The sequence below is a fragment of the Aeromicrobium sp. Sec7.5 genome (genome assembly GCF_036867135.1).
In the GTDB taxonomy this organism is placed as follows: domain Bacteria; phylum Actinomycetota; class Actinomycetes; order Propionibacteriales; family Nocardioidaceae; genus Aeromicrobium.
Window position 1 is genome coordinate 214227 of the sequence record NZ_JBAJIJ010000002.1, and the last position, 22634, is coordinate 236860.

24 protein-coding genes are annotated in these 22634 nt (G+C 71.1%); 5 read left to right on the plus strand and 19 right to left on the minus strand.

Annotation, left to right across the window (positions count from 1 at the left end):
• Positions 1-26: 26 nt before the first annotated feature.
• The gene (locus V6S66_RS14310; protein WP_334207468.1) at positions 27-296 is read right to left on the minus strand and encodes a GlsB/YeaQ/YmgE family stress response membrane protein; all 270 of its coding nucleotides are present in this window, start codon (positions 294-296) and stop codon (positions 27-29) included.
• 102 nt (positions 297-398) lie between these two features.
• Entirely contained in the window at positions 399-569 is a 171-nt protein-coding gene (locus tag V6S66_RS14315; RefSeq protein WP_334207469.1) for a CsbD family protein, read from the minus strand.
• Between the two features lie 114 nt (positions 570-683).
• Here V6S66_RS14315 and V6S66_RS14320 point away from each other — a divergent pair, with 114 nt between their 5' ends.
• Positions 684-1436 (plus strand): M15 family metallopeptidase, encoded by a 753-nt coding sequence (locus V6S66_RS14320; protein ID WP_334207470.1) that lies wholly within the window; start codon positions 684-686, stop codon positions 1434-1436.
• A gap of 56 nt (positions 1437-1492) precedes the next feature.
• Here V6S66_RS14320 and V6S66_RS14325 read toward each other — a convergent pair whose 3' ends face one another.
• The 4 genes from V6S66_RS14325 to V6S66_RS14340 are packed head-to-tail and all read right to left on the minus strand — an operon-like array spanning position 1493 to position 4492.
• Entirely contained in the window at positions 1493-2272 is a 780-nt protein-coding gene (locus V6S66_RS14325) for a type III pantothenate kinase (RefSeq protein WP_334207471.1), read from the minus strand.
• Positions 2269-2724, minus strand: a complete 456-nt coding sequence (panD, locus tag V6S66_RS14330; protein WP_334207472.1) for an aspartate 1-decarboxylase — start codon at positions 2722-2724, stop codon at positions 2269-2271. Before panD ends, V6S66_RS14325 begins: the two co-directional genes overlap by 4 nt.
• A 2-nt stretch (positions 2725-2726) precedes the next feature.
• Positions 2727-3578: a pantoate--beta-alanine ligase gene (gene panC / locus V6S66_RS14335; protein ID WP_334207473.1), complete on the minus strand. Its 852-nt coding sequence runs from the start codon at positions 3576-3578 to the stop codon at positions 2727-2729.
• Positions 3575-4492: a Rossmann-like and DUF2520 domain-containing protein gene (locus tag V6S66_RS14340; protein ID WP_334207835.1), complete on the minus strand. Its 918-nt coding sequence runs from the start codon at positions 4490-4492 to the stop codon at positions 3575-3577. Before V6S66_RS14340 ends, panC begins: the two co-directional genes overlap by 4 nt.
• Positions 4493-4671: 179 nt before the next feature.
• On the opposite strand from V6S66_RS14340, the gene V6S66_RS14345 reads away from it, so the two are divergent.
• Positions 4672-6306, plus strand: a complete 1635-nt coding sequence (locus V6S66_RS14345; protein WP_334207474.1) for a DUF885 domain-containing protein — start codon at positions 4672-4674, stop codon at positions 6304-6306.
• A 17-nt stretch (positions 6307-6323) separates the two neighbouring features.
• Here V6S66_RS14345 and V6S66_RS14350 read toward each other — a convergent pair whose 3' ends face one another.
• The 11 genes from V6S66_RS14350 to dacB all read right to left on the minus strand — a co-directional run bounded on the left by V6S66_RS14350 (position 6324) and on the right by dacB (position 15892).
• Positions 6324-6830 (minus strand): DUF3180 family protein, encoded by a 507-nt coding sequence (locus V6S66_RS14350; protein ID WP_334207475.1) that lies wholly within the window; start codon positions 6828-6830, stop codon positions 6324-6326.
• 4 nt (positions 6831-6834) lie between these two features.
• Complete coding sequence (gene folK / locus V6S66_RS14355) at positions 6835-7398, minus strand: 2-amino-4-hydroxy-6-hydroxymethyldihydropteridine diphosphokinase (RefSeq protein WP_334207476.1); 564 nt, start codon at positions 7396-7398, stop codon at positions 6835-6837.
• Entirely contained in the window at positions 7395-7772 is a 378-nt protein-coding gene (folB, locus tag V6S66_RS14360) for a dihydroneopterin aldolase (protein WP_334207477.1), read from the minus strand. Before folB ends, folK begins: the two co-directional genes overlap by 4 nt.
• Before the next feature lies 1 nt (position 7773).
• A complete protein-coding gene (locus V6S66_RS14365; protein ID WP_334207478.1) occupies positions 7774-8199 on the minus strand; it encodes a nuclear transport factor 2 family protein in 426 nt (141 codons plus the stop codon).
• A gap of 15 nt (positions 8200-8214) precedes the next feature.
• Positions 8215-9021, minus strand: a complete 807-nt coding sequence (gene folP / locus V6S66_RS14370; RefSeq protein WP_334207836.1) for a dihydropteroate synthase — start codon at positions 9019-9021, stop codon at positions 8215-8217.
• A 56-nt stretch (positions 9022-9077) separates the two neighbouring features.
• Entirely contained in the window at positions 9078-9644 is a 567-nt protein-coding gene (gene folE / locus V6S66_RS14375; protein ID WP_334207479.1) for a GTP cyclohydrolase I FolE, read from the minus strand.
• Between the two features lie 3 nt (positions 9645-9647).
• Positions 9648-11615, minus strand: coding sequence for an ATP-dependent zinc metalloprotease FtsH (gene ftsH, locus V6S66_RS14380; protein ID WP_334207480.1), 1968 nt, complete (start codon positions 11613-11615; stop codon positions 9648-9650).
• Positions 11616-11752: 137 nt separating this feature from the next.
• Positions 11753-12310 carry a hypoxanthine phosphoribosyltransferase gene (gene hpt / locus V6S66_RS14385; protein WP_334207481.1) on the minus strand — a complete coding sequence of 186 codons (558 nt, stop codon included), beginning with the start codon at positions 12308-12310 and terminating at the stop codon, positions 11753-11755.
• 20 nt (positions 12311-12330) lie between these two features.
• Positions 12331-13308 carry a tRNA lysidine(34) synthetase TilS gene (tilS, locus tag V6S66_RS14390; RefSeq protein WP_334207482.1) on the minus strand — a complete coding sequence of 326 codons (978 nt, stop codon included), beginning with the start codon at positions 13306-13308 and terminating at the stop codon, positions 12331-12333.
• Positions 13309-13481: 173 nt separating this feature from the next.
• The gene (locus V6S66_RS14395; protein WP_334207483.1) at positions 13482-14501 is read right to left on the minus strand and encodes a zinc-dependent metalloprotease; all 1020 of its coding nucleotides are present in this window, start codon (positions 14499-14501) and stop codon (positions 13482-13484) included.
• Positions 14502-14554: 53 nt separating this feature from the next.
• Complete coding sequence (gene dacB / locus V6S66_RS14400; RefSeq protein ID WP_334207484.1) at positions 14555-15892, minus strand: D-alanyl-D-alanine carboxypeptidase/D-alanyl-D-alanine endopeptidase; 1338 nt, start codon at positions 15890-15892, stop codon at positions 14555-14557.
• A 147-nt stretch (positions 15893-16039) separates the two neighbouring features.
• Here dacB and V6S66_RS14405 point away from each other — a divergent pair, with 147 nt between their 5' ends.
• The gene (locus tag V6S66_RS14405; RefSeq protein ID WP_442885933.1) at positions 16040-16570 is read left to right on the plus strand and encodes an inorganic diphosphatase; all 531 of its coding nucleotides are present in this window, start codon (positions 16040-16042) and stop codon (positions 16568-16570) included.
• A 212-nt stretch (positions 16571-16782) separates the two neighbouring features.
• Here the strand turns inward: V6S66_RS14405 and V6S66_RS14410 are convergent, their stop codons facing one another.
• Positions 16783-17391: a TetR/AcrR family transcriptional regulator gene (locus V6S66_RS14410; RefSeq protein ID WP_334207486.1), complete on the minus strand. Its 609-nt coding sequence runs from the start codon at positions 17389-17391 to the stop codon at positions 16783-16785.
• 67 nt (positions 17392-17458) lie between these two features.
• On the opposite strand from V6S66_RS14410, the gene V6S66_RS14415 reads away from it, so the two are divergent.
• The gene (locus tag V6S66_RS14415) at positions 17459-18946 is read left to right on the plus strand and encodes a flavin-containing monooxygenase (protein WP_334207487.1); all 1488 of its coding nucleotides are present in this window, start codon (positions 17459-17461) and stop codon (positions 18944-18946) included.
• Between the two features lie 107 nt (positions 18947-19053).
• Here V6S66_RS14415 and V6S66_RS14420 read toward each other — a convergent pair whose 3' ends face one another.
• Positions 19054-21600, minus strand: coding sequence for a DEAD/DEAH box helicase (locus tag V6S66_RS14420; protein WP_334207488.1), 2547 nt, complete (start codon positions 21598-21600; stop codon positions 19054-19056).
• Between the two features lie 70 nt (positions 21601-21670).
• Here V6S66_RS14420 and V6S66_RS14425 point away from each other — a divergent pair, with 70 nt between their 5' ends.
• On the plus strand, positions 21671-22621 hold the full coding sequence (locus V6S66_RS14425) for an NADPH:quinone oxidoreductase family protein (protein ID WP_334207489.1): 951 nt from the start codon (positions 21671-21673) through the stop codon (positions 22619-22621).
• Positions 22622-22634: the final 13 nt, after the last annotated feature.

A 22634-nucleotide genomic window follows, 5' to 3' on the forward strand; every position in this document is an offset into this window, starting at 1 on the left:
GCGACGCCCATCACCCCGAGGTCGCGTCAGTGCTTCGACTTCTGCGAGCCGGAGACCTTGATCCAGATGAGCAGCACGATGATGGCGCCGATGATCGAGCCGATGATGCCGGAGGTCTGCAGCGACGCCTCGGCGTCGAACAACAGGCTGCCGAGAAGACCACCGACGAACGAGCCGATGATGCCGACCACGATCGTGGCGGGGATCGAGAGGTTCTGGCGGCCCGGAACGAGCAGACGGGCGACGGCGCCGGCGATCAGGCCGACGATGAGCAGGCCGAGGATGAAACCGAGCATGGGGGAGCTCCTTCGAGCAGTGGGGGCGGGTGCTGCGGGGCGGGTGCTGCGGGCACGACAGAGGGCCCGGGGAATCCCCGGACCCTCCGTTGTGGGACTGACCTACTTGAACGCGTCCTTCACGTTCTCGCCCGCGTTCTTCAGGCTGCCCTTCGTCTGGTCCTTCTTGCCCTCGGCCTTGAGCTCGTCGTCACCGGTGGCGTCACCGGTCGTCTCCTTGGCCTGGCCCGTCAGCTTCTCGGCGGCGTTCTCAGCCTTGTCGGCGATACCCATGGTTCCTCCGATCAGTCACGGCCGGCGTGTCCGGCCCCGCACTTCCACGGTAGGTCGGTGGCGGGGGTTCGCAAGTCGGGCCGGACCACCCGTATCCGGGTAGCGTCGTCCCTGATGAGCAGGCACCGGACCGACCGGCGGATCACCGCTGGTCTCGTGATCGGCACCGTCGCGATCGCGCTGGCGATCGCTGCGACGGTCGCCGGGAGTCGTCCTGCCGCATCGTCCCGGACCCCGGCGGCGCCACCGAGCTCCGCTGCACCGACGACGCCGCCAGGCGTGCTGTCGGGAGCTTCGTCCGGTGCCGCACCCACGAGGATCGACCAGCTCGCGGGCGTCGTGTTCGGCTCCGACGGCGTGCTCCGCATCGACGGCCACGTCGTCGTGAACAAGTCGTTCGCGCTCCCGCCCACCTTCGGTCCAGGGGCTCTCGACCCCGCGGTCGACGCAGCCTTCGCGGCGATGCGGGCCGAGGCCTCCGCGGCCGGGCTGTCCCTGTGGATCCTGTCGGGCTACCGCAGCCACGCGCACCAGGCGGACAACTACAACCAGCGCGTGGCCAACGTGGGCCAGGAGGTCGCCGACCGCGGGATGGCCCGTCCCGGCCACTCCGAGCACCAGACCGGCCTCGCGATCGACGTCAACAGCCTGTCGACGAGCTTCGGCGCGACGCCCACCGGCCAGTGGGTCGCGGCGAACGCCCACCGGTTCGGCTTCGTGATCCGGTACCCCGACGGCAAGGAAGGGGTCACCGGCTTCAAGTACGAGCCGTGGCACCTGCGCTACCTCGGCGTCGAGCTCGCGACGGAGCTGACCACCTCGGGCCTGACGCTCGAGGAGCGCTACGGCCTCCCGTCGGCCTACTGAGGAACCTCCGACCGCTCAGGCGTGCCTGCGCCCGGCGCGCAGCGTTCCTGCCGCCCTCAGGAGTGATTGCGCTCGTGGACCAGCCGCAGACCGGTCAGGGTCAGCCACGGGTCGCGGTGCGTGATGGTCCGGCAGTGGTCGATCACGACGTCGGAGTAGGCGCCCGTGGCGATCACGGCCACGTCGTCGACGTCGGCCCCGAGCGCCTCGATCATGCGCTCGACGAGGCCGTCGACCAGGCCGGCGAACCCGTAGAGCGCACCGGCCTGGACGGCTTCCACCGTGTTCTTGCCGATCACGCTGCGCGGGATCGCGAGCTCCACGCTCCGGAGCTGCGCACCTCGGCGGGCGAGCGCCTCGAGCGAGAGCTCGATCGCCGGGGCGATCGCGCCACCGACGTAGCGGTTCGCCTCGTCGACCACGTCCAGGATCGTGGCCGTGCCGTTCATGTCGACCACGATGGCCGGCCCGCCGTAGAGCTCGGCTGCCGCGAGCGCGTTGACGATGCGGTCGGCGCCGACCTCGCGCGGGTTGTCGGTGTGGATCGGAATGCCGGTCTTGACCCCCGGCCCGACGATCGAGACCGGGAGGGCGCCGTAGTGACGCTCGAGCATGGCACGCAGCTCGACCTGGATCGCGGGGACCGTGCAGCACATCGCGACGGCCTCGACGTCGGCCAGCCCGGCCGAGCGCACGAAGCCGAGCGCGAGGAGGTACCACTCGTCGGCCGTGCGCCGCGCGTCCGACGAGACGGTCCAGCGGTTGACGAGCTTCTCGCCGTCGAAGACCCCGATGACGGTCTGGCTGTTGCCGACGTCCAGGGTCAGGAGGGTCACGCGCGGCCCGCGACCAGGGGGTTCGAGCGGACGTCGCTGCCGAGCGTCACGTCACCACGGATGAGGCCCGTGCCGGGCAGCGCCTCGGCCGGGTCGGAGCCCGTGCCGATGATGCCGTTCTCGGCGTCGACGAAGACCACGTTCGGCTGGAAGGAACGCGCCTCGGCGTCCTCCATCTGGCCGTAGGCGATGAGGATCACGAGGTCACCCGGCTGCACGATGCGGGCGGCGGCGCCGTTGATGCCGATGACGCCCGAGCCGCGCTCACCCTCGATGACGTAGGTGACCAGGCGGGCGCCGTTGTCGATGTCGACGATGTGCACCTGCTCGCCGGGGATGAGGTTCGCGGCGTCGAGCAGGTCGGCGTCGACCGTGACCGAGCCCACGTAGTGCAGGTCGGCCTGCGTCACGGTGGCGCGGTGGATCTTGGAGGTCATGAGGGTGCGGAGCATGGTCAGCTTCCTTCCGGGGCGTGCCCCAGGGCGTCGGGCCCGAGGGTGAGTGCACGGTTGTCGAGGAGTCGGGGCTTGCCGACACGGGCGGCGATGAGCAGTCGGGCCTCACCGGGGACGGGCTCACCCAGGTCGGGCGAGGTGAGGGCGACGTAGTCGGGCACGACGCCGAAGTCGGCGAGGCGGGCCAGGGCCGCGGCCCGGACGTCGTCCGGACCGTGCGGGCCCGCCGCCACACCGGCGTCGAGGGCCTGCGACAGGGCGACGGCGCGCGTGCGCTCGTCGCGGGTCAGGTACCGGTTGCGCGAGCTCATCGCGAGTCCGTCGACCTCGCGCACCGTGGGGCAGCCGACGACCTCGACGTCGAGGCAGAGGGTCTCGACCATCAGACGGATCAGGGCGAGCTGCTGGTAGTCCTTCTCGCCGAAGACCGCGACGTCCGGCCGCACCAGGCCGAAGAGCTTCGCGACGACCGTGAGCACGCCGCGGAAGTGGGTGGGTCGCTGCTCGCCCTCGAGGATCGCGCCGAGCGGGCCGGGGTCGACCATGACCTGGTTGACGAGGCCGTGCGGGTACATCGTGGCGACCTCGGGGGCGAACACGGCGTCGACCCCCGCCTCCTCGCAGCGCTCGAGGTCGGCGTCCCACGTGCGCGGGTACTCGCCGAAGTCCTCGCCCGCCCCGAACTGCGTGGGGTTGACGAAGATCGACGCGACCAGGGTGTCGGCCAGCGGGCAGGCGTGCTTCATGAGCTGGACGTGACCGTCGTGCAGGGCGCCCATCGTGGGGACCAGCGCGATCGTGCCGTCGAGCCCGCGCAGCTCGGCTGCGGTGCGGACGACCCTGATGCTCATCGCTCGATCCCCGCGGAGAGAGTGCCACGCAGCTGCGCAGCGGCCGACTCGTCGACGCGTCCGTCGCGCAGCGCGCGCTCGATCGTGGCGGCCGAGAGGGCGGTGTAGGTGGACGCGATCTCGCGGTCGGTGATGGCGCCCACGTGGGCCGCGACCGTGTGCGCGTCGCCGCGGGCGACGGGTCCGGTGAGCGCGGCGTCGCCGTAGGCGAGCGTGTTGGTCACGGACGCCCGGACCAGCGGCTCGAGCACGGACGACGGGTCGCTGACGCCGATCGACCGCAGCAGATCCATGGCCTGGTTGAGAACCGTGACGACGTGATTGGCGCCGTGGGCCAGGGCTGCGTGGTAGACCACGCGGTCAGCCTCGGCGACGTGGACGGGGGTCCCTCCGACCGCCAGGGCGAGCGCCTCGACGGCGGCACGGTCCTCGTCGGTCGTGGTGAGTCCGACGACGCACGGGCGGTCGACGTCGACATCGCTTCCGGTGAACGTCATGGCCGGGTGGAACGCCGCGGTGCGGGCGCCGACCTCGGCCAGCGGGGCGAGCACGGCGCGGCCGTGGCGACCGCTCGTGTGGATCACGAGCTGGCCGGGACGCACGTGCTCCGCGAGCTCCTCGGCGAGGGCCGCGAGGGAGTCGTCCGGGACCGCGAGCACCAGCACCTCGCTCGCACCGACGACCTCGGCCGCCTCGCGCACGGGGACGCCGGGCAGAAAGGTCCGCGCTCGCAGGAGGGACGCCTCGGACCGGGCGGCGACCGCGACGACCGGATACCCGGAGGCGCGCAGACGAGCACCCAGCACGGCACCGACACGGCCGGCGCCGACGATGCCCACGGGGGCAAGCGACATGGTGTTGCCTTTCGTTCCAGTCCCGGAGGGGTACCAGACAAAGTGACGACGCCAGTCTATCCCCGGGGCCGCCGCATGCCACCGTGACCCCGGTCACCTGCCGCTCGGCCAGCTGGTCGTCACCCCCGGCGGCGGGCGGGTGACCAGCGGCCACGGACCATGCGGGGGGCGAGGCCACCGGTGACCTACCGCCCGAATGCACGAGCGGGCGGTGGCGGTGCGCGGGTTAACGTCGAATCATGAACCGCGAACCCACCCCCATGGACCGCGTGGCCGAGGACTGGCTGGACACCCTGCTGGAGCTGCAGCCCGAGTGGCACGTCGAGCTGGGCCGGCCCGGGCGCGAGGGCGAGTACGCCGACCACTCCCCCGACGGCCACGCCGCACTCGCCTCCGCGGCGGCCGCGGCGCTCCGCACGGTGCGGGAGACCGAACCCGTCGACGACGTCGACCGCGTGACCGGCCTCGAGCTGGAGCGCACCCTCGCGCTGACCGGCGAGCAGTTCGCCTCCGGCGAGTGGCGGCGCGACCTCAACGTGATCGCCTCCCCCGCCCAGGGGCTGCGCGAGATCTTCGACCTGGTCCCCACGGACTCCGGCGAGGACTGGCACCACGTCGCCCGCCGCCTCCGCAACGTGCCGGCAGCCGTCGACGGCTACGTCGCCACGCTGACCGACGGGATCCTGCACGACCAGACCCCGGCGATCCGGCAGGTGCGCGAGGTGCTCAAGCAGACCCGCGAGCTGGCCGGCGAGACCTCGTTCTTCGCCGAGCTCGCCGGTCAGGGCCCGGTGTCCCAGCAGCAGGAGCTCCACGCAGCGGCTGCCGACGCGATCGCCGGCTACGCCCGCCTGGGCGAGTTCCTGGCCCACACCCTCGCCCCGGCGGCGCGCGACCACGACGCGGTGGGTCGGGACGCGTACGCGCTGGCCTCCCGCTCCTTCGTCGGGCTCGAGGTCGACCTCGACGAGACGTACGCGTGGGGCGTCGACGAGCTGCAGCGGATGGTCACCGAGCAGGAGGAGGTGGCCCAGGAGATCGTGCCCGGCGGCTCCGTCGCCGACGCCATCGCCGCGCTCGATGCCGACCCGGGTCGCACGCTGCACGGCACCGACGCCCTCCGGGCCTGGATGCAGGAGACGAGCGACGCAGCGATCTCGGCGCTCGCCGGCGTGCACGTCGACATCGACCCGCGCCTCCGTGCCCTCGAGTGCCGCATCGCACCGACGCAGAACGGTGGCATCTACTACACGCCACCGAGCGAGGACTTCGCCCGCTCCGGGCGCATGTGGTGGAGCGTGCCGCCCGGCGTCACCGAGTTCGGCACGTGGCGGGAGCGCACGACGGTCTACCACGAGGGCGTCCCCGGTCATCACCTCCAGTGCGGCGTCGCGGTGGCCGCGGCCGCGACGCTCAACGGCTGGCGCCGGATCAGCTGGAACTCCGGCCACGGCGAGGGCTGGGCGCTCTACGCCGAACGGCTCATGGCCGACCTGGGCTTCCTCGACGACCCGGGCGACCGCCTCGGCATGCTCGACGCCCAGCGGCAGCGGGCCGCCCGCGTCGTGGTCGACATCGGGGTGCACCTGGGCCTGCCGAAGCCCGATGGCAGCGGCCCGTGGCGCGGCGACGACGTCCTGCCCTTCATGCGCCAGCACATGCACATGGACGAGGGCTTCGTGAGCTTCGAGGCGAACCGCTACCTCGGGTGGGCCGGCCAGGCGCCGTCGTACAAGATCGGCGAGCGCGAGTGGACCCGGCTGCGCGACGACTGGACGGCGACCCACGGCCCGGACCTGCGCCGCTTCCACGCCGAGGCGCTCGCGCTCGGCGGCGCCGGCCTCGGCACGCTGCGCTCGACCCTGCTGCCGTAGGCCGGCACGAGGGGCCTTCAGGTGGGGGTGGGGCTCGCCTTCGATCGCGAACCGTCGTCGTCCTCGTCGTCCTCGTCGCCCTCGGTGGGCAGGCGACAGACCCGTTCCATGACCAGTCCTGCCGCGAGCAGCAGCGCCGCGGCGACGGCGGCCCCGCCACCGTGCAGGACCCGGTCGCGACCGTTGGCGGTCTCGAACAGGTCGAGGTAGGCCAGCGCGAACCCGGCGTAGCCGCCGAGCAGCAGCGCCCCGACCCGAGAGGAGGCCTGGGCCAGCGCCAGGTGGAACAGCGCCCGATCGGCGTTGACGCGCTGGTGGTCCTGGTGGACCGCCTTCCACGTGACCCGCGCGACGATGGCCACGACCCCGGCAGCCGCGGCGAGCAGCAGGGCCGGGCCCCACGAGAGCAGCGGGACGTCGCCGCCGAGGCGGCGGACCAGGACCGGCAGGCCGGCACCCACCACGAGCCCGGCGCTGACCACGAGGGCCAGCAACCGGATCGAGGTCGGGCGCACGGACCTCATCGTCTCAGAGCAGGATCTCGAGATCCTCGCGCTTGACCACGCCGGCAGTGTCGACACCACCGATGAGGTCGGCCACGAAGCCATGCCCGGGGATCTGGCCCTCGGGGTCGATCTCGAGCCACGGCACGAGCACGAAGCCGCGCTCGTGGGCCCGCGGGTGCGGGAGCTGCAGCTGCTCGTCGTCGGCCACCCGCTCGCCGACCACGATGACGTCGACGTCGAGCGTGCGCGGCGCGTTGGTCTCGGCGCGCTCGCGACCGAAGGCGTCCTCGATGGCCAGTGCGCGATCGAGGAGGGTGTGCACCGTGAGGGTCGTGTCGATCAGGACCACGGCGTTGAGGAACTTGTCGGAGTCCGACGGGGAGCCGACGGGCTCGGTCTCGTAGACCGAGGAGATCGCGACGACCTGCACCTCAGGGGTGTCCTCGAGCGCCGAGACGGCGCCCTGGAGGCGGGCGTGACGATCGCCCAGGTTCGAGCCGATCGCGAGGACGGCCTGGCGGATGGGGCGCATGCCACCGGTCATGGTGTCCGCGTCCAGCACGTAGGGGGTGGGCGATTCGGTCACTGTCTGCTCCGCTCGATCGTGACGGCCACGTCGGTGAACGTGGGCGTGATGGGCGCGTTCGGCTTGTGCACCGTGACGCTCGCCCACTGCACGCGGGCGTCCCTGAGACACAAGTCCACCATACGCAGCGCCAGGGACTCAATGAGGTCCACGGGCGGACCCACGAGGATCGCGTGGATGCCGTCGGCCAGCTCGCCGTAGTGCACCGTCTCGGTCAGGTCGTCCGTCCGGCCTGCTGCCGTGAGGTCCAGGCCCAGCACGGCGTCGACGACGAACTCCTGCCCGTCGCGACGCTCGTGGTCGAACACGCCGTGGTGGCCGAACCCGCGCAGGCCGGTCAGCTCGATCCGGTCGAGCCCGTCGGGGATCGCCACGTCAGTCCTCCTCGGTGGTCTCGGCGTCGAAGTCGATGACGGGCGACGCGTGACGCGTGTGGAAGAGCCAGCGCCCCTGGCGCAGCACCAGGACACTGGTGCTCGTGACGCGTCCGCCGGCGAAGCCGTCGGCGCTCTCCAGGCCGGCACCCGACAGGATGTTCTCGGTGCAGGTGACGATCGCGACGGCGCCGTCGGAGGTGTACGACGCGTGCACGTCGGTCAGGAAGAACTGCAGGTAGCCCGCCTGCGCCATGAGCATCGTCCAGGAGCGCAGGATTGTGGGGGTGCCACGGACCGGCATCGTGCCCGGATGGGCGCAGGAGGTGTCGGGCCGGTCGATCCAGAGCGCCGCCATCAGGTCGACGTCGCCGGACTCGATCGACTCGTAGAAGCTGCGATGGACCGCGAGCACGTCGCCGCTCATGGGGTTCTCCGCGCCTCAGTCACGCGTCGATCCTCGCAGACGGGCCACGACGCGGACGGCGTCGGCCGACGGTCGGGCCTCGTGGACGCGGACCGCCCAGGCGCCCGCCAGCGCCGACAGCGTCGAGACGGCCGCGGAGGCGTCGTCACGGTCCGCCGCCGGTCTCAGCCCGTCGTGGGACGCCAGGAGCTCGCCCAGGAACCGCTTGCGGCTGGCCGCCACGAGCAACGGGTGCCCGAGGTCGGCGAACACGCCGAGACGCTCGAGCACCTCCCAGTTCTGCGAACCGGTCTTGGAGAAGCCCAGACCGGGGTCGACCACTAGGCGGTCGGCCGCGACGCCCGCAGCGAGCGCGTCAGTGACCTGCAGCAGGAGTTCGGTCCGCACGTCGGCCACGACGTCGTCGTAGTGCGTGTGGTCGGCGTCCTGCATCGCGGCGGAGTGGGCCCGCCAGTGCATCACGACGAACGGCGCACCCGCGTCGGCCACGACACGCAGCATGTCGGGATCGGCCCGGCCGCCCGAGACGTCGTTGACGAGCGCGGCACCTGCGTCCCACGCCGCCGCCGCCACGGAGGCGCGCATCGTGTCGACCGAGACCGCCACACCGTCGCGCGCGAGGGCCCGGACGACGGGGACGACCCGCTCGAGCTCGGTCGCCTCGTCGACCCGCTGGGCGCCGGGCCGGGTGGACTCGCCGCCCACGTCGACGAGGTCGGCGCCGTCGGCCACGAGGCTCCTGCCGCGGGCGGCCGCCGCGTCGGCGTCGAGCCATAGACCACCGTCGGAGAAGGAGTCAGGGGTGACGTTCACGACCCCCATGACGAGGGTGCGGTCCGCGCCGGGGGCACCGGCGAGGCCGGGGACCAGTGGCCGGGTCACGATCCCTTGATGAGGTTCATCGCCTCGTTCCGGGTGGCCACCTCACGCAGCTGACCGCGGACCGCGCTCGTGATCGTCCTGGCGCCGCCCTTGCGGACGCCTCGCATCGTCATGCACAGGTGCTCGGCCTCGATCACCACGATCACGCCCCGGGGATTGAGCACCTCGATCAACGCGTCGGCGATCTGGGTCGTGAGCCGCTCCTGCACCTGGGGGCGCCGGGCGAAGACGTCGACGAGGCGGGCCAGCTTGGACAGGCCGGTGACGTTGCCCTCGGCAGCCGGGATGTAGCCGATGTGGGCGACGCCGAAGAACGGCACCAGGTGGTGCTCGCACATGCTCCACATCTCGATGTCCTTGACGAGCACGAGCTCGTCGTGACCGACGTCGAACGTCGCGTTGAGGACCTCGGCGGGGTCCTGGTCGAGGCCCGCCACGAGCTCACCGTAGGACCGCGCGACCCGGGCGGGCGTCTCGCGCAGCCCCTCCCGGTCGGGGTCCTCGCCGATCGCGAACAGCAGCTCGCGGACGGCCGCCTCGGCCCGAGGCAGGTCGACGGCCACGGATCAGTCCGTTCCGTCGACGACGGGGCCGATGTTGACGCCCCCGTCGGAGACGGGGGGCTGGGCCGGAGCGATGACGACCGGCGGCTCGTCAGAGGGCACCCGCGTGTCGGACCCGGTCCACGGCGGACGGATCTGCCGGCGACGCAGGGGCTCGAAGATGCGGGCCACCTGGGCCTTGTCGAGCGTCTCCTTCTCCATGAGCTCCACGACGAGCGCGTCGAGGACGTCGCGGTTCTCGTGGAGGATGTCGAAGGCCTCCTGGTGCGCGTTCGTGATGAGGACCGTGACCTCCTCGTCGACGACCGCGGCGACCCGCTCGGAGTAGTCGCGCGAGTGACCCATGCCGGTGCCGGCGCCGAGGAACGGCTGGCTGTTGTCGCTGCCCAGCTTGATGGCGCCGATCCGGTCACTCATGCCGTACTGCGTGACCATGGCCTTGGCCAGCCCGGTGGCCTTCTCGATGTCGTTGCCCGCGCCCGTCGTGGGGTTGTGGAACACGAGCTCCTCAGCCGCGCGGCCGCCCATCATGTACGCGAGCTTGTCCTGCAGCTCGGCGCGCGTCTGGCTGTACTTGTCCTCGTCGGGCAGCACCATCGTGTACCCCAGGGCGCGCCCGCGCGGCAGGATCGTGATCTTGTGCACGGGGTCGCTCTGCGGCAGCGCCGCAGCCACGAGCGCGTGGCCACCCTCGTGGTAGGCCGTGACGAGCCGCTCACTCTCGTTCATGAGGCGCGTGCGCTTCTGCGGTCCGGCCATGACCCGGTCGATCGCCTCGTCGAGGGCCTCGTTGGTGATGACCTTGTCGCCGTTGCGGGCCGTGAGCAGCGCGGCCTCGTTGAGCACGTTGGCGAGGTCGGCACCGCTGAAGCCGGGCGTGCGCTTGGCGACGGCGTGCAGGTCGACGTCCGGACCGAGCGGCTTGCCGCGCGCGTGGACCTTGAGGATCGTCTCGCGTCCGCGCAGGTCGGGCGCCTCGACGCCGATCTGGCGGTCGAAACGGCCCGGACGCAGCAGCGCCGGGTCGAGGACGTCGGGGCGGTTGGTGGCCGCGATCAGGATGACGCCTCCGCGGACGTCGAAGCCGTCCATCTCGACCAGGAGCTGGTTGAGGGTCTGCTCGCGCTCGTCGTGGCCGCCGCCCATGCCCGTGCCGCGGTGACGTCCGACCGCGTCGATCTCGTCGATGAAGACGATGGCCGGGGCGTTCGCCTTGGCCTGCTCGAAGAGGTCGCGCACGCGGCTCGCGCCGACGCCGACGAACATCTCGACGAAGTCCGAGCCCGAGATCGAGTAGAACGGCACGCCGGCCTCACCGGCGACGGCGCGGGCGAGCAACGTCTTGCCGGTGCCGGGCGGACCGTAGAGCAGGACGCCCTTCGGGATCTTCGCACCGACGGCCTGGAACTTGGCCGGCTCCGCGAGGAACTCCTTGATCTCGCCGAGCTCCTCGATCGCCTCGTCGCAGCCGGCGACGTCGGCGAACGTGGTCTGCGGGGTGTCCTTGGTCATGAGCTTGGCCTTGGACTTGCTGAACTTCATGACACCGCCGCCACCGCCCTGCATGCGGCCCATGAACCAGAAGAGCACCAGCACGATCAGCAGGATCGGCAGGAGCGTGAAGAGCAGCGACACGAACGTGTTGGTCGTGGGGTTCTCGACGTCGAAGCTCTTGAGCTGCTTGTCGGCGACGGCGGTCTCGGCGGACTCCACGAGGCGCGCACCCTGCTCACCGAGCCACGTGGCCCGGACATGCTCGTCGTCCTTCTTGAGGGTCGCCTGGATCTGCTGCTCACCCTCGACGAACGTGACCGTCTCGACCTCGTCGTTCTCGAGGTACTTGACCATGGTCGACGTCTCGACCTCGCGGTAGCCGTCGGAGGAGGACGAGAACTGCAGGATGCCGATCACGACGAGGGCGATGACCACGATCCAGAGCCAGGGGCCCTTCACGATCTTCTTGACATTCATGGGGCGTCAGCCCACCCTCTCCTCGGCGAATCGACGGTAGGTGAACCGTACACGCGCACAGGTCACGCGTGAGCAACGTCCGGAGGACCCGTCAGGTTCCGCCCGCACGGGCTCGAGGCCCGGCATCGCAGGACGGTTCAGCGGTAGACGTGCTCGGCGAGCGTGCCGATGCAGCGCAGGTTGCGGTAGCGCTCTCCGTAGTCGAGGCCGTAGCCGACCACGAAGGCGTTGGGGATGTCGAAGCCCACGTACTTGACGTCGACCTCCATCTGCAGGGCGTCGGGCTTGCGCAGCAGCGTGGCGATCTCGACCGAGGCCGGCTTGCGCGACTTCAGGTTGGCGACGAGCCACGACAGCGTGAGGCCGGTGTCGATGATGTCCTCGACGATCAGGACGTCACGACCGCTGATGTCGGCGTCGAGGTCCTTGAGGATGCGCACGACGCCCGAGCTCTTGGTGCCCGAGCCGTACGACGAGACCGCCATCCAGTCCATCTCGACGTGGCGGTCGAGCGACCGGGCCAGGTCGGCCATGACCATGACCGCGCCCTTGAGCACGCCCACGAGCAGGACGTCGCGGCCCTCGTAGTCGGCCTGGATCTGCTGCGCGATCTCCCGGAGTCGAGCCTGGATCTGCTCCTCCGTGAAGAGCGTCTGGCTGAGGTCGAGATCGGCTTCGATGTCTGCGCGGTCCACGGGTTCAGGGTGCCACAGCGTCACGGCACGGGCGGGGTCGGGACGAAGACCAGGCGATCGGCCTCCCGAGTGCAGGCGATACCGCCGGGCAGCTCGATCCGTCGACCGCCGCGGAGGTCGGTCACCAGGCCGTCGAGGTGCGCGAGGTGAGCGGCCGTCAGGTCACCGGCCGACGCCCCGGCCGCGAGCGCGAGCCGGCGCAGCACCCGGCTGCGCACCGCCGGGTGCTGCGCCGCGATCTCGGGGATCCTCGGCTCGGGGTGGGCGTCGAGCCAGCCCGCGGCCAGCGACTCCAACAGCTCCGTGTCACGCCGGAGCTGCTCCGCGGTGCGCGCCAACGCCTCGGCGACGCCGCCGTCGAGCACGTCGTCGAGGAGCGGCATCAGCTCGTGCCGCACGCGCGAGCGCCGGAACCGGGGGTCGGCGTTGTGGGGGTCGTGCCAGGGGACGAGGCCGAGCGCCGCGCAGACCGCCTCGGTGTCGAGGCGACGAAGACCGAGGAACGGTCGTCGCACCAGGCCGGTGCGCGTCGCCATCGCGGCGAGCGACCGTGGTCCCGAGCCGCGGCCGAGGCCCAGCAGGACCGTCTCGGCCTGGTCGTCCAGGGTGTGCGCGAGGCAGAGGGCCACGGCTCCGAGCTCGGCGGACCGCGTCTGCAGCGCTGCGTGCCGGGCGGTGCGAGCCGCCGCCTCGGGTCCGCCCTCCTCCCCCACGGCCACGGTCGCGACCTCCGCCGCGAGGCCCAGGTCGCGACACTGGGCGGCAGCGCGCGCCGCGACCTCCGCGGACCCGGCCTGCAGACCGTGGTCGACGACCACCGCGGTCACGTGCCAGTCGGCACGGCTCCCCACGAACGCGAGGCTCGCGGCCAGGGCCAGCGAGTCGGCACCGCCGGAGACGCCGACCACGACGGCGCTGCCCGGCGCGACGTCGCCCAGCGCGTCACGGACCGCGGCGCGCCCCGCCGCCACCGCCGGGTCCATCCGTCCTCCGCCCACGCCCCCACCCTCTCAGCCGTTCCGCTCGCGAGAGAGATTGTTGGTGGCGAGGAGAGACTTTGTTGGTGGCGAGGAGAGAGTTCGTGCGGACCGCCGAGCGCCCGCCGCAACAAAGTCACTCGTGACCACCAACAAACTCGCTCGTGACCACCAACAAAGTCTCTCGCGAGCGGTCAGGCGTGGACGCGGTCGAGCCAGAGCTTCGGTTCGAGGACCTCTTCGTGGGAGGGCAGGGTCTCGGGCGAGGTCCAGACGGCGTTGAACCCGTCCATCCCGACCCGGTCGACCACGGCGCGCACGAACTCCGCGCCCTCCTTGTACTGGCGCAGCTTGCCCTCCATCCCGAGCAGCTTGCGGACGAGGCGGTCGATCGGGCTCGCCTGGTCGCGACGCTGGGTGAAGCGACGGCGGATCGTGGCGACCGTGGGCACCACCTCCGGACCCACCCCGTCCATCACGACGTCGGCGTGGCCCTCCAGCAGCGACATGACGCCCGTGGCCTTGCCGACCAGGCGGCGCTGCTCCTCGGTCTGGAACAGCTCGGCCAGCGACAGCTCGATCTCACCGCGGACCGCCCGCCCGATCTGCTCCAGGACGTGCCCCATCGACTCCGAGTCGGTCTGGTCGAGGAACTCCTGCACGATGCTGCGGAGGTGGTCGCGCAGCCACGGGTTGGCGGTGAACTGGACCCGGTGGGTCTCCTCGTGGAGGCAGACCCACAGGCGGAAGTCAGCCGGGACGACCTCGAGCTTGCGCTCGATCTGGACCACGTTGGGCGCGACGAGCAGCAGACGGCCCGGCTCGCCGCCGGGTCCGGTCCAGAACGGGTCGAACTGTCCGAGCACCCGGCTCGAGACGAGGGCCAGGACCGCACCGAGCTCGGCGCCGCTGACGGCACCACCCACGCGCCGCACGAGCGGGCTGCTGCGCTCGTCGAGCTTGTCGAGCGCCGGGCCGAGCAGCCCGGAGAACGATCCGAGGTTCGCCTCGATCCAGCGCGGACGGTCGACGACGAGGATCGGGGTGGCGTCGGTGGGGGCCGACAGGCCCGTGAAGTCGCGCACCGGGCCCTGCGACCGGACGGCCGCAACCCGGAGCTCCTCGACGATCTCGGCCGCCTCGCCCGGGGAGACCTCGGGTCCAGGACGGCTGAGACGTGCTCCCGTGCTGCGGGCGAGCCGCCAATCGATCATGCCCCTCAACCTACGGTCCCGCGCCCAAGTGCGCTGGACCGGCGCCGGCCCCGTCAGGCCGCGCAGCTGCAGGCGGCGAGCGACGCCACGACGGCGTCGACCGCCGCCCGTGCGTCGAGCGCCAGGGCCACGTCGGCCTGGTCGACCATGACGGCCACGGTCAGCACCACGCCGTCGGCGGTCGTGACCGTGCCGGCGAGCGAGTGCACCTGGTTGAGCGCCCCCGTCTTGACCCGCGCCAGTCCGCGGCCGGCGAGCCCCACGAACCGCTCCACCAGCGTGCCGGTGAACCCCGCCACCGGCAGGTCGCCCGTGAGCTGGGGCGCGGCGAGCTCGGCGGCGGCCACGACCGAGGTCAGGGTCGACGGCGCGATGCGGTTCTGCCGCGACAGACCGCTGCCGTCCCGGAGCACGAGTCCCGACGTGTCGATGCCCCCGGACTCGAGCGCCGCGACGATCGAGCTCGTGGCGCCCTCGAAGCTGGGCTCGGCCCCGGACCCGAGGGCGACCTGCCGAGCGATCACCTCGGCGGCCCCGTTGTCGCTCGTGACCGCCATGCGCTCGACGGCCTGCGCCACGGTGGGGCCCTCGACCTGGGCGACCGGCGCCGCGTCGACCGGGGCCTGGCCGGGCTGGACCTCGCCGACCGCGATGCCCCGCTCGACCAGCTGCGCCGCGAAGATCCCGGCCGCCGAGCCCGAGGGGTCCTCGACCCGGCGCTGGTCGATGCGACCGCGATCGACCCACAGGGCCGTGATGGGACTGACCTGGTTCTGGGAGGCGTAGGACGGCTCCCACGTCGGATTGTCGGCAGGGCCGGTGAACAGGGTGTCGTCGTAATCCAGCCGCACCTGGGTCACGCCCTGCTCGACCAGCGCCTGCGCCGTGCGGTCGGCGAGGGTGGCGAGGTCGGCACGAGCCGCGAAACCTCGGTCGGCCGGCGTGGCCATGAGATAGGGGTCGCCGCCGCCCACGAGGACGAGGCGATCGCCGTCGAGCACCGTCGTGGTGCGAAACCGCTCCTGAGGGTCGAGCGTGGTCAACGCCGCGTACCCCGTGAGGAGCTTGGTGGTGGAGGCCGGGATGAAGGCGTCGGGCGAGGTCATGAGCAGCTCGTCGCCGTCGAGCTCGCGCACCGAGACGCCGACGTGCGGCCCGAGGATCGGCTGTCCGGAGGCCGACTCGACCGCCCGGGCGACCGCCGTGGCATCGGCCGACGCCGGCGGAACCGCGGACACCGTCTGGTCGGCGGGGCCGGGCGCCCGGAGCGCCTCCGGCTCGGACACGTACCGGTCGCCGCAGTCGCCGCCGCAGAGGAAGTCGTTCAGCGCCCCCCGCTGGTGCAGCACCACGCCACCGGCGACGGCACCTGCCAGGACCACGAGTGCCATGGCCCAGGAAAGGACACCCAGGACTCGCCTCCCAGTGCTTTTCCGCACCCGGTGGCTGTTGCGCGACGTCACATGGGCCAGACTATAGAGACGGCCTCCCGCCTCGGATCATCGGAGTGGACGGCCACCGACGACTGACGACCTGCCGTGAGCGACTCCGGCCGGCCACCACCTGGAGGACATGTGATCTTCGACGTCACCGTGGAGATTCCCAAGGGCGAGCGCAACAAGTACGAGCTCGACCACAAGACGCACCGGCTCCGTCTGGACCGCACGCTCTTCACCTCGATGACCTACCCGGCCGACTACGGGTTCATCGACGACTCGCTCGGCAACGACGGCGACCCGCTGGACGCCCTCGTCGTCCTGCCGTTCCCGACGTTCCCGGGCTGCGTCATCGAGTGCCGGGCGATCGGCATGTTCAAGATGACCGACGACGCCGGCGGCGACGACAAGATCCTGTGCGTCCCGGCCACCGACCCGCGCCAGGTGCACCTGCAGGACATCACCGACGTGGCCGAGTTCGACCGCGGCGAGATCCAGCACTTCTTCGAGACCTACAAGGACCTCGAGCCCGACAAGTTCGTCGAGAAGGGCTCCCTGTGGGTCGGCCGCGAGGAGGCCGAGGCCGAGATCCGCGCCAGCTTCCAGCGCTTCACCGACAACGGAGGGTACTGACGCGCTCCGCGCGTCTCCGCGACTTCGTCGCGGCCGGGCTTCGCCCGGAGTACTTCTCGTCGCTTCGCTCCTCGCCACTGGTTAACGCCAGCGGCGGGGAGCGTCGTCGTTCTGGCGGCTCGAGGCGGTCCTGGGCCGGGCTTCGCCCGGAGTACTTCTCGTCGCTTCGCTCCTCGCCATGGCTGGTGCCAATGGCGGGGAGCGTTGTCGTTCTAGCTGTCGCGCGGGCGGACGAGGGCACGGATCGCGGGGGCGAAGACGCCGACGTCGATCGAGCTGTCGAGCGAGCGCATGGCCCCCATGCCGATGCCGAGGCTCAGCAGCGACGTCGCCGCCTGATCGGGCGTGAGCGCGAGCTCGAAGCCCTCCTCCTCGGCGATCTGAGCGATCAGACCGGCGGCCATCGACCGCATCTCGCGGTGCCGCTTCACGAGCTCGCGCGCGACGAACGGGCTGTGGCGGGCGGCTGCGGCGAACTCGACCTCGAGCGCGGTGTAGCGCGGGCTGCCGACGCTGCGGCGCGCCCACTCCACGAAGGCGTCGATCCGGCCGTCGAGGTCGGTACGGGCGCTGAACGCCTCGACGATCCCCTCGATCTGCTCGGCGTGCATGCTGTCGAGCACGGCCAGGCACAGCTCTTCCTTGCCGGCGAAGTTGGAGTAGACGGCACCCTTGGAGAATCCGGCCGCGACCGCCACCTTGTCGAGGGCCGTGGCCGCGTACCCCTCGGTCAGGAAGAGGTCGCGAGCGACCTCCACGAGACGCTCGCGCGTCTGCGCCTGGCGCTCGGCCCGGGTGATCCGCGTTCCGTCGACCGTCACGTCGCTCTCCTCACATCGATGCCGTTCCGTCTTGGCGCAGCACTCAGATACCGATAGTATCTGAAATGTGATCAGCACCGACACCCTCATCATCGGCAGCGGCTTCTCCGGCATGGGCATGGCCATGAAGCTTCGCGAGGCCGGACGGACCGACTTCATCGTGCTCGAGAAGGCCGACGACGTCGGCGGCACCTGGCGCGACAACACCTACCCCGGCGCGGAGTGCGACGTCCAGAGCCACATGTACTCGTTCTCGTACGAGCTCAACCCCGAGTGGTCGCGCGAGTACTCGGGCCAGGCCGAGATCCACGCGTACATGCGCGGGGTCGCCCAGAAGCACCGCCTGCACGAGGTCATCCACTTCAACACCGAGATGACCGGCGCCACCTGGGACGAGGACGCCCAGCGCTGGACCGTGACCACCAACGGCGAGACGTACGACACCCGCGTGCTGGTCTCGGGCATCGGTGGCCTGCACATCCCCAACATCCCGAAGATCAAGGGCGCCGAGTCGTTCAAGGGCGCTCGCTTCCACTCCGCGCAGTGGGACCACGACGTCGACCTGACCGGCAAGCGTGTCGCGGTCATCGGCACGGGCGCGAGCGCGATCCAGTTCATCCCCCAGATCGCGCCGATCGTGGGCCAGCTCGACGTTCACCAGCGCACCGCGCCCTGGGTCGTGCCGAAGTCGAACCACGACATCACCGGCCGGAAGAAGACCTTCATCTCGAAGGTGCCCGGCGGCACCCGCGCCTACCGCAACATGCACTACTGGATGAACGAGGCGACCCAGCTGGGCTTCACCGGCCCGCTGCAGAACATCACCTCGGTCGTCGAGAAGAAGGTCTCGGGCTACATCCGCAAGACCGTCAACGATCCCGCGACCGCCGAGAAGCTCATCCCCGACTACCGCCTCGGTTGCAAGCGCGTGCTCAAGACCGACAACTACATCCCGGTGTACAACCAGGAGAACGTCGAGCTCATCGACACCGGCGTCGAGGAGATCACCGCCACCGGCATCCGCACGAAGGACGGCGACTTCCGCGAGGTCGACGTCATCATCTACGGCACCGGCTTCCACGTGACCGACGCGTTCCAGTGGGTGCACGTCACCGGCGAGGGCGGGCGCGACCTCTCGAAGACGTTCGACGAGGGCGGCATCGAGACGTACAACGGCGTCGCCGTGACGCACTTCCCGAACTTCTTCCTGCTCCTCGGGCCCAACACGGCGCTCGGCCACAACTCGGTCGTGTTCATGATCGAGCAGCAGACCAAGTGGATCGTCAAGCTGCTGCAGGCGATGGACGCCCGCGGCGCCGGGGCGGTTCAGCCGACGTCGCAGGCCCAGAGCGAGTTCAACGACCAGGTGCAGGAGAAGGTGTCCAAGGGCGTGTGGAGCCAGGGCGGCTGCACCAGCTGGTACCTCGACAGCCAGGGCAAGAACCGCACGATCTGGCCCGGGTTCACGTTCCGCTACTGGTGGCACCTGCGCCAGGTCGAGACCGACGACTTCATCTGGCACACCGCCGCGAAGCGCGAGAAGACCGCCGCCTGACGTTGCGCTCGCGAGAGAGTTTGTTGGTGGTCACGAGCGACCTTGTTTGCTCCTGACCACCAACAAAGTCTCTCCTGTGCACCAACAAAGTCTCTCGCGAGCGGTACTTACTCGTGAGGGCCCACGGCGATGATCCGCAGCACGGCTTCGCCGGCCTCGTCGGAGGCGTCGAGGTCGACCTCGGCGGTGATGCCCCAGTCGCGGTCGCCCTCGGGGTCGAGGAACACCTGACGGACCGTCCACGCGCGTGAGCCGGGCTCGAAGGACGCGGGCGTGCTCTCGTCGACCATGAAGAGCTGCGGGCCGCGCGCCTCGGGGCCCGTGCCGATCTCGGGGTACTCCTCGCGGTAGGCCGCCATGGCCTCCATCCAGGCCACCGCGTCCCACCCGTCGTCGCCGTCGAGCCCGCCGAGCTCGGTCCACCGGCCGAACGCGGCGAGCTCGACCCGTCGGAAGAGGGCGTTGCGCACCAGCACCCGGAAGGCCCGCGCGTTGCCGGTGACGGGCCGGGGCGGCGCCGTGCCGTCGGCCTTCGGCCGCACGACGGCGGGGTCGTCACCGGGGTTGATGAGCTCCTCCCACTCGTCGAGCAGGCTGGAGTCGGTCTGCCGCACGAGCTCGCCGAGCCACTCGGTGAGGTCCTCGAGCTCGGTGTTGCGGGCCTTCTCGGGCACGGTGCGACCGAGGGTCTTGTAGACGTCGGACAGGTACCGGAGCACGAGCCCCTCGGACCGCGCGAGCTGGTAGTCGCCGATGAGCTCCGAGAACGTCATGGCGCGCTCCCACATCTCGCGCACGACCGACTTCGGCTTGAGCTCGTGGTCGGCGACCCAGGGGTGTCCGATCCGGTACGCCTCGTACCCGGCGGTCAGCAGCTCCTCGAGCGGCTTCGGGTGCGTGACCTCCTCCAGCAGCTCCATGCGCTCGTCGTACTCGATGCCGTCCATCTTCATCTCGCCGATCGCCTCGCCCCGGGCCCGGTGGCGCTGGGCGTTGATGATGGGGCGCGGGTCGTCGAGGGTCGACTCGACGACCGAGACGACGTCGAGCGCGTAGGTGGGTGCCTCGCGGTCGAGCAGGTCGAGCGCCGCGACCGCGAACGGCGACAGCGGCTGGTTCAGCGCGAAGTTGGCCTGCAGGTCGATCGTGAGACGCAGCGTGCGGCCCTCGGCGTCTGGCGGGTCGACGGCCTCGACGACCTCGCCGGCGAGCAGCGCCTCGATGATGCCCTCGACCTCGGCCAGCATCCGGTCCTGCGACTCTTCGGTCTCCCCACTCTCGCGCAGGAGCCGCTCGAGCGAGGCGCGCGCGTCGCCGGGGCGGCTCACGACGTCGAGCACCATCGCGTGGCTGACCCGCATGCGGGAGACGAGCGGCTCCGGCGTGCCGGTGGAGAGCTTCTCGAAGGTGCCCTGCCCCCACGACACGAAGCCCTCGGGCGGCTTCTTGCGCTGGATCTTGCGCTGCTTCTTCGGGTCGTCACCGGCCTTGCGCACGAGTCGTGCGTTCTCGATCTCGTGCTCGGGCGCCTCCACCACGACGTGGCCGATCGTGTCGTAGCCGGCGCGACCGGCGCGGCCGGCGATCTGCTGGAACTCGCGGACCTGCAGCTGGCGCTGCCTCGTGCCGTCGTACTTGCTGAGGCCGCTGAACAGCACGGTGCGGATCGGCACGTTGATGCCGACGCCGAGCGTGTCGGTGCCGCACACGACCTTGAGCAGACCCTGCTGCGTGAGCGTCTCGACGAGGCGGCGGTACCGCGGGAGCATGCCCGCGTGGTGCACCCCGACGCCCATGCGCACGAGCCGCGAGAGCGTCTTGCCGAATGCCGACGAGAACCGGAAGTCACCGAGGGCCTCGGCGATGCGGTCGCGCTCCTCACGCGTCGCGACCTTGATGCTCGTCAGCGCCTGCGCCCGCTCGAGGGCCGAGAGCTGCGTGAAGTGGACGACGTACACCGGCGTCTGCCCGGTCTCGATCAGCTCCTCGAGGGTCTCCTGCACCGGGGTCGTCACGTACTCGCTCACGAGCGGGACCGGACGCTCGGTCGAGGAGACCACGGCGGTGTCGCGGCCCGTGCGGCGCGTGAGGTCGTCCTCGAGCCGCGTGGTGTCGCCGAGCGTGGCCGACATCAGCAGGAACTGCGCCTTCGGCAGCTCGATCAGGGGCACCTGCCACGCCCACCCCCGGTCGGGATCGGCGTAGAAGTGGAACTCGTCCATCACGACCAGGCCGATGTCGGCGACGGCACCCTCGCGCAGGGCCATGTTGGCCAGGATCTCGGCCGTCGCGGCGATGATCGGGGCATCGGCGTTGACGGCCGCGTCGCCCGTGACCATGCCGACGTTCTCGGCGCCGAAGATCTCGCAGAGGTCGAAGAACTTCTCGCTGACCAAGGCCTTGATCGGTGCGGTGTAGACGCTGCACTCGCCTCGCGCCAGGGTCGCCGCCATCGCGCCGGTGGCGACGAGGCTCTTGCCCGAGCCCGTCGGCGTGGCCAGCACGACGTTGGAGCCGGCGACGCACTCGAGGATCGCCTCGTCCTGCGCCGGATAGAGCGTCAGGCCGCGGCTCTCGACCCACTGGGAGATCGCGTCGTAGACGGCGTCCTCGTCGTACGGCCCACGGTCGGGGAGCAGGTCGACGAGGCGCATGGGCCCATTGTCGCGGACCCGACCCCGGGACCCCCGTCGGGCCGCTCGAGGCGCTCGCTAGGGTCAAGGCATGCGTGCGGTACAGATCACATCCCTGGACGGTCCCGAGGCAGTCGGCGTGGCGGAGGTCGAGGTTCCCGACTCCGCCGGCAAGGTGCTCATCGAGGTGAAGGCTGCAGGCGTGGCGTTCCCCGACGTGCTCCAGACCCGTGGCCAGTACCAGTTCAAGCCCGACCTCCCCTTCGTGCCGGGCTCGGAGGTCGCCGGTCTCGTGCTCGAGGCGCCCGAGGACTCCGAGTTCGCGCCGGGCGACCGCGTCGCGGCGCTGAGCTTCCTCGGCGGCTTCGCCGAGCAGGTCGCGGTCGACGAGCAGTTCGTCCTGCCACTGCCCGAGTCGGTCGCGTTCGACAAGGGCGCATCGGTGATCTTCAACTACGGCACGGCCTACTTCGCGCTGATCGAGCGCGGCCACCTGCAGCCCGGCGAGTCGGTGCTGGTGCACGGAGCCGCCGGCGGCATCGGCACGGCGGCGATCCAGACCGCCAAGGCGTTCGGCGCGGGCCGGGTCGTCGCGGTCGTCTCGACCGACGCCAAGGGCGAGGTCGCGGTCGCCGCGGGCGCCGACGAGTACCTGCTGGCCGACGGCTTCCGCGACAAGCTCGGTGAGAAGGTCGACCTCGTGGTCGACCCGGTGGGCGGCGACCGGTTCACCGACTCGCTGCGGAGCCTGAAGGAGGACGGCCGCCTGCTGGTCATCGGCTTCACGGGCGGGTCCATCCCCGAGGTCAAGGTCAACCGCCTCCTGCTGAACAACACGACCGTGGTCGGCGTCGGCTGGGGCGCCTACGCGCTCAGCCGCCAGGGGCACATCCGCATGGAGTGGGACGCCCTGCTGCCGCACCTCGCCTCGGGTGCGCTGGACCCCGTCATCTCGTCCTCGCGTCCGCTCGACGGCGTGACCGACGCCCTGCTCGAGATCGACGAGCGCCGGGCGACCGGCAAGGTCCTGCTCGTCCCCTGATCGCCTGAGGACA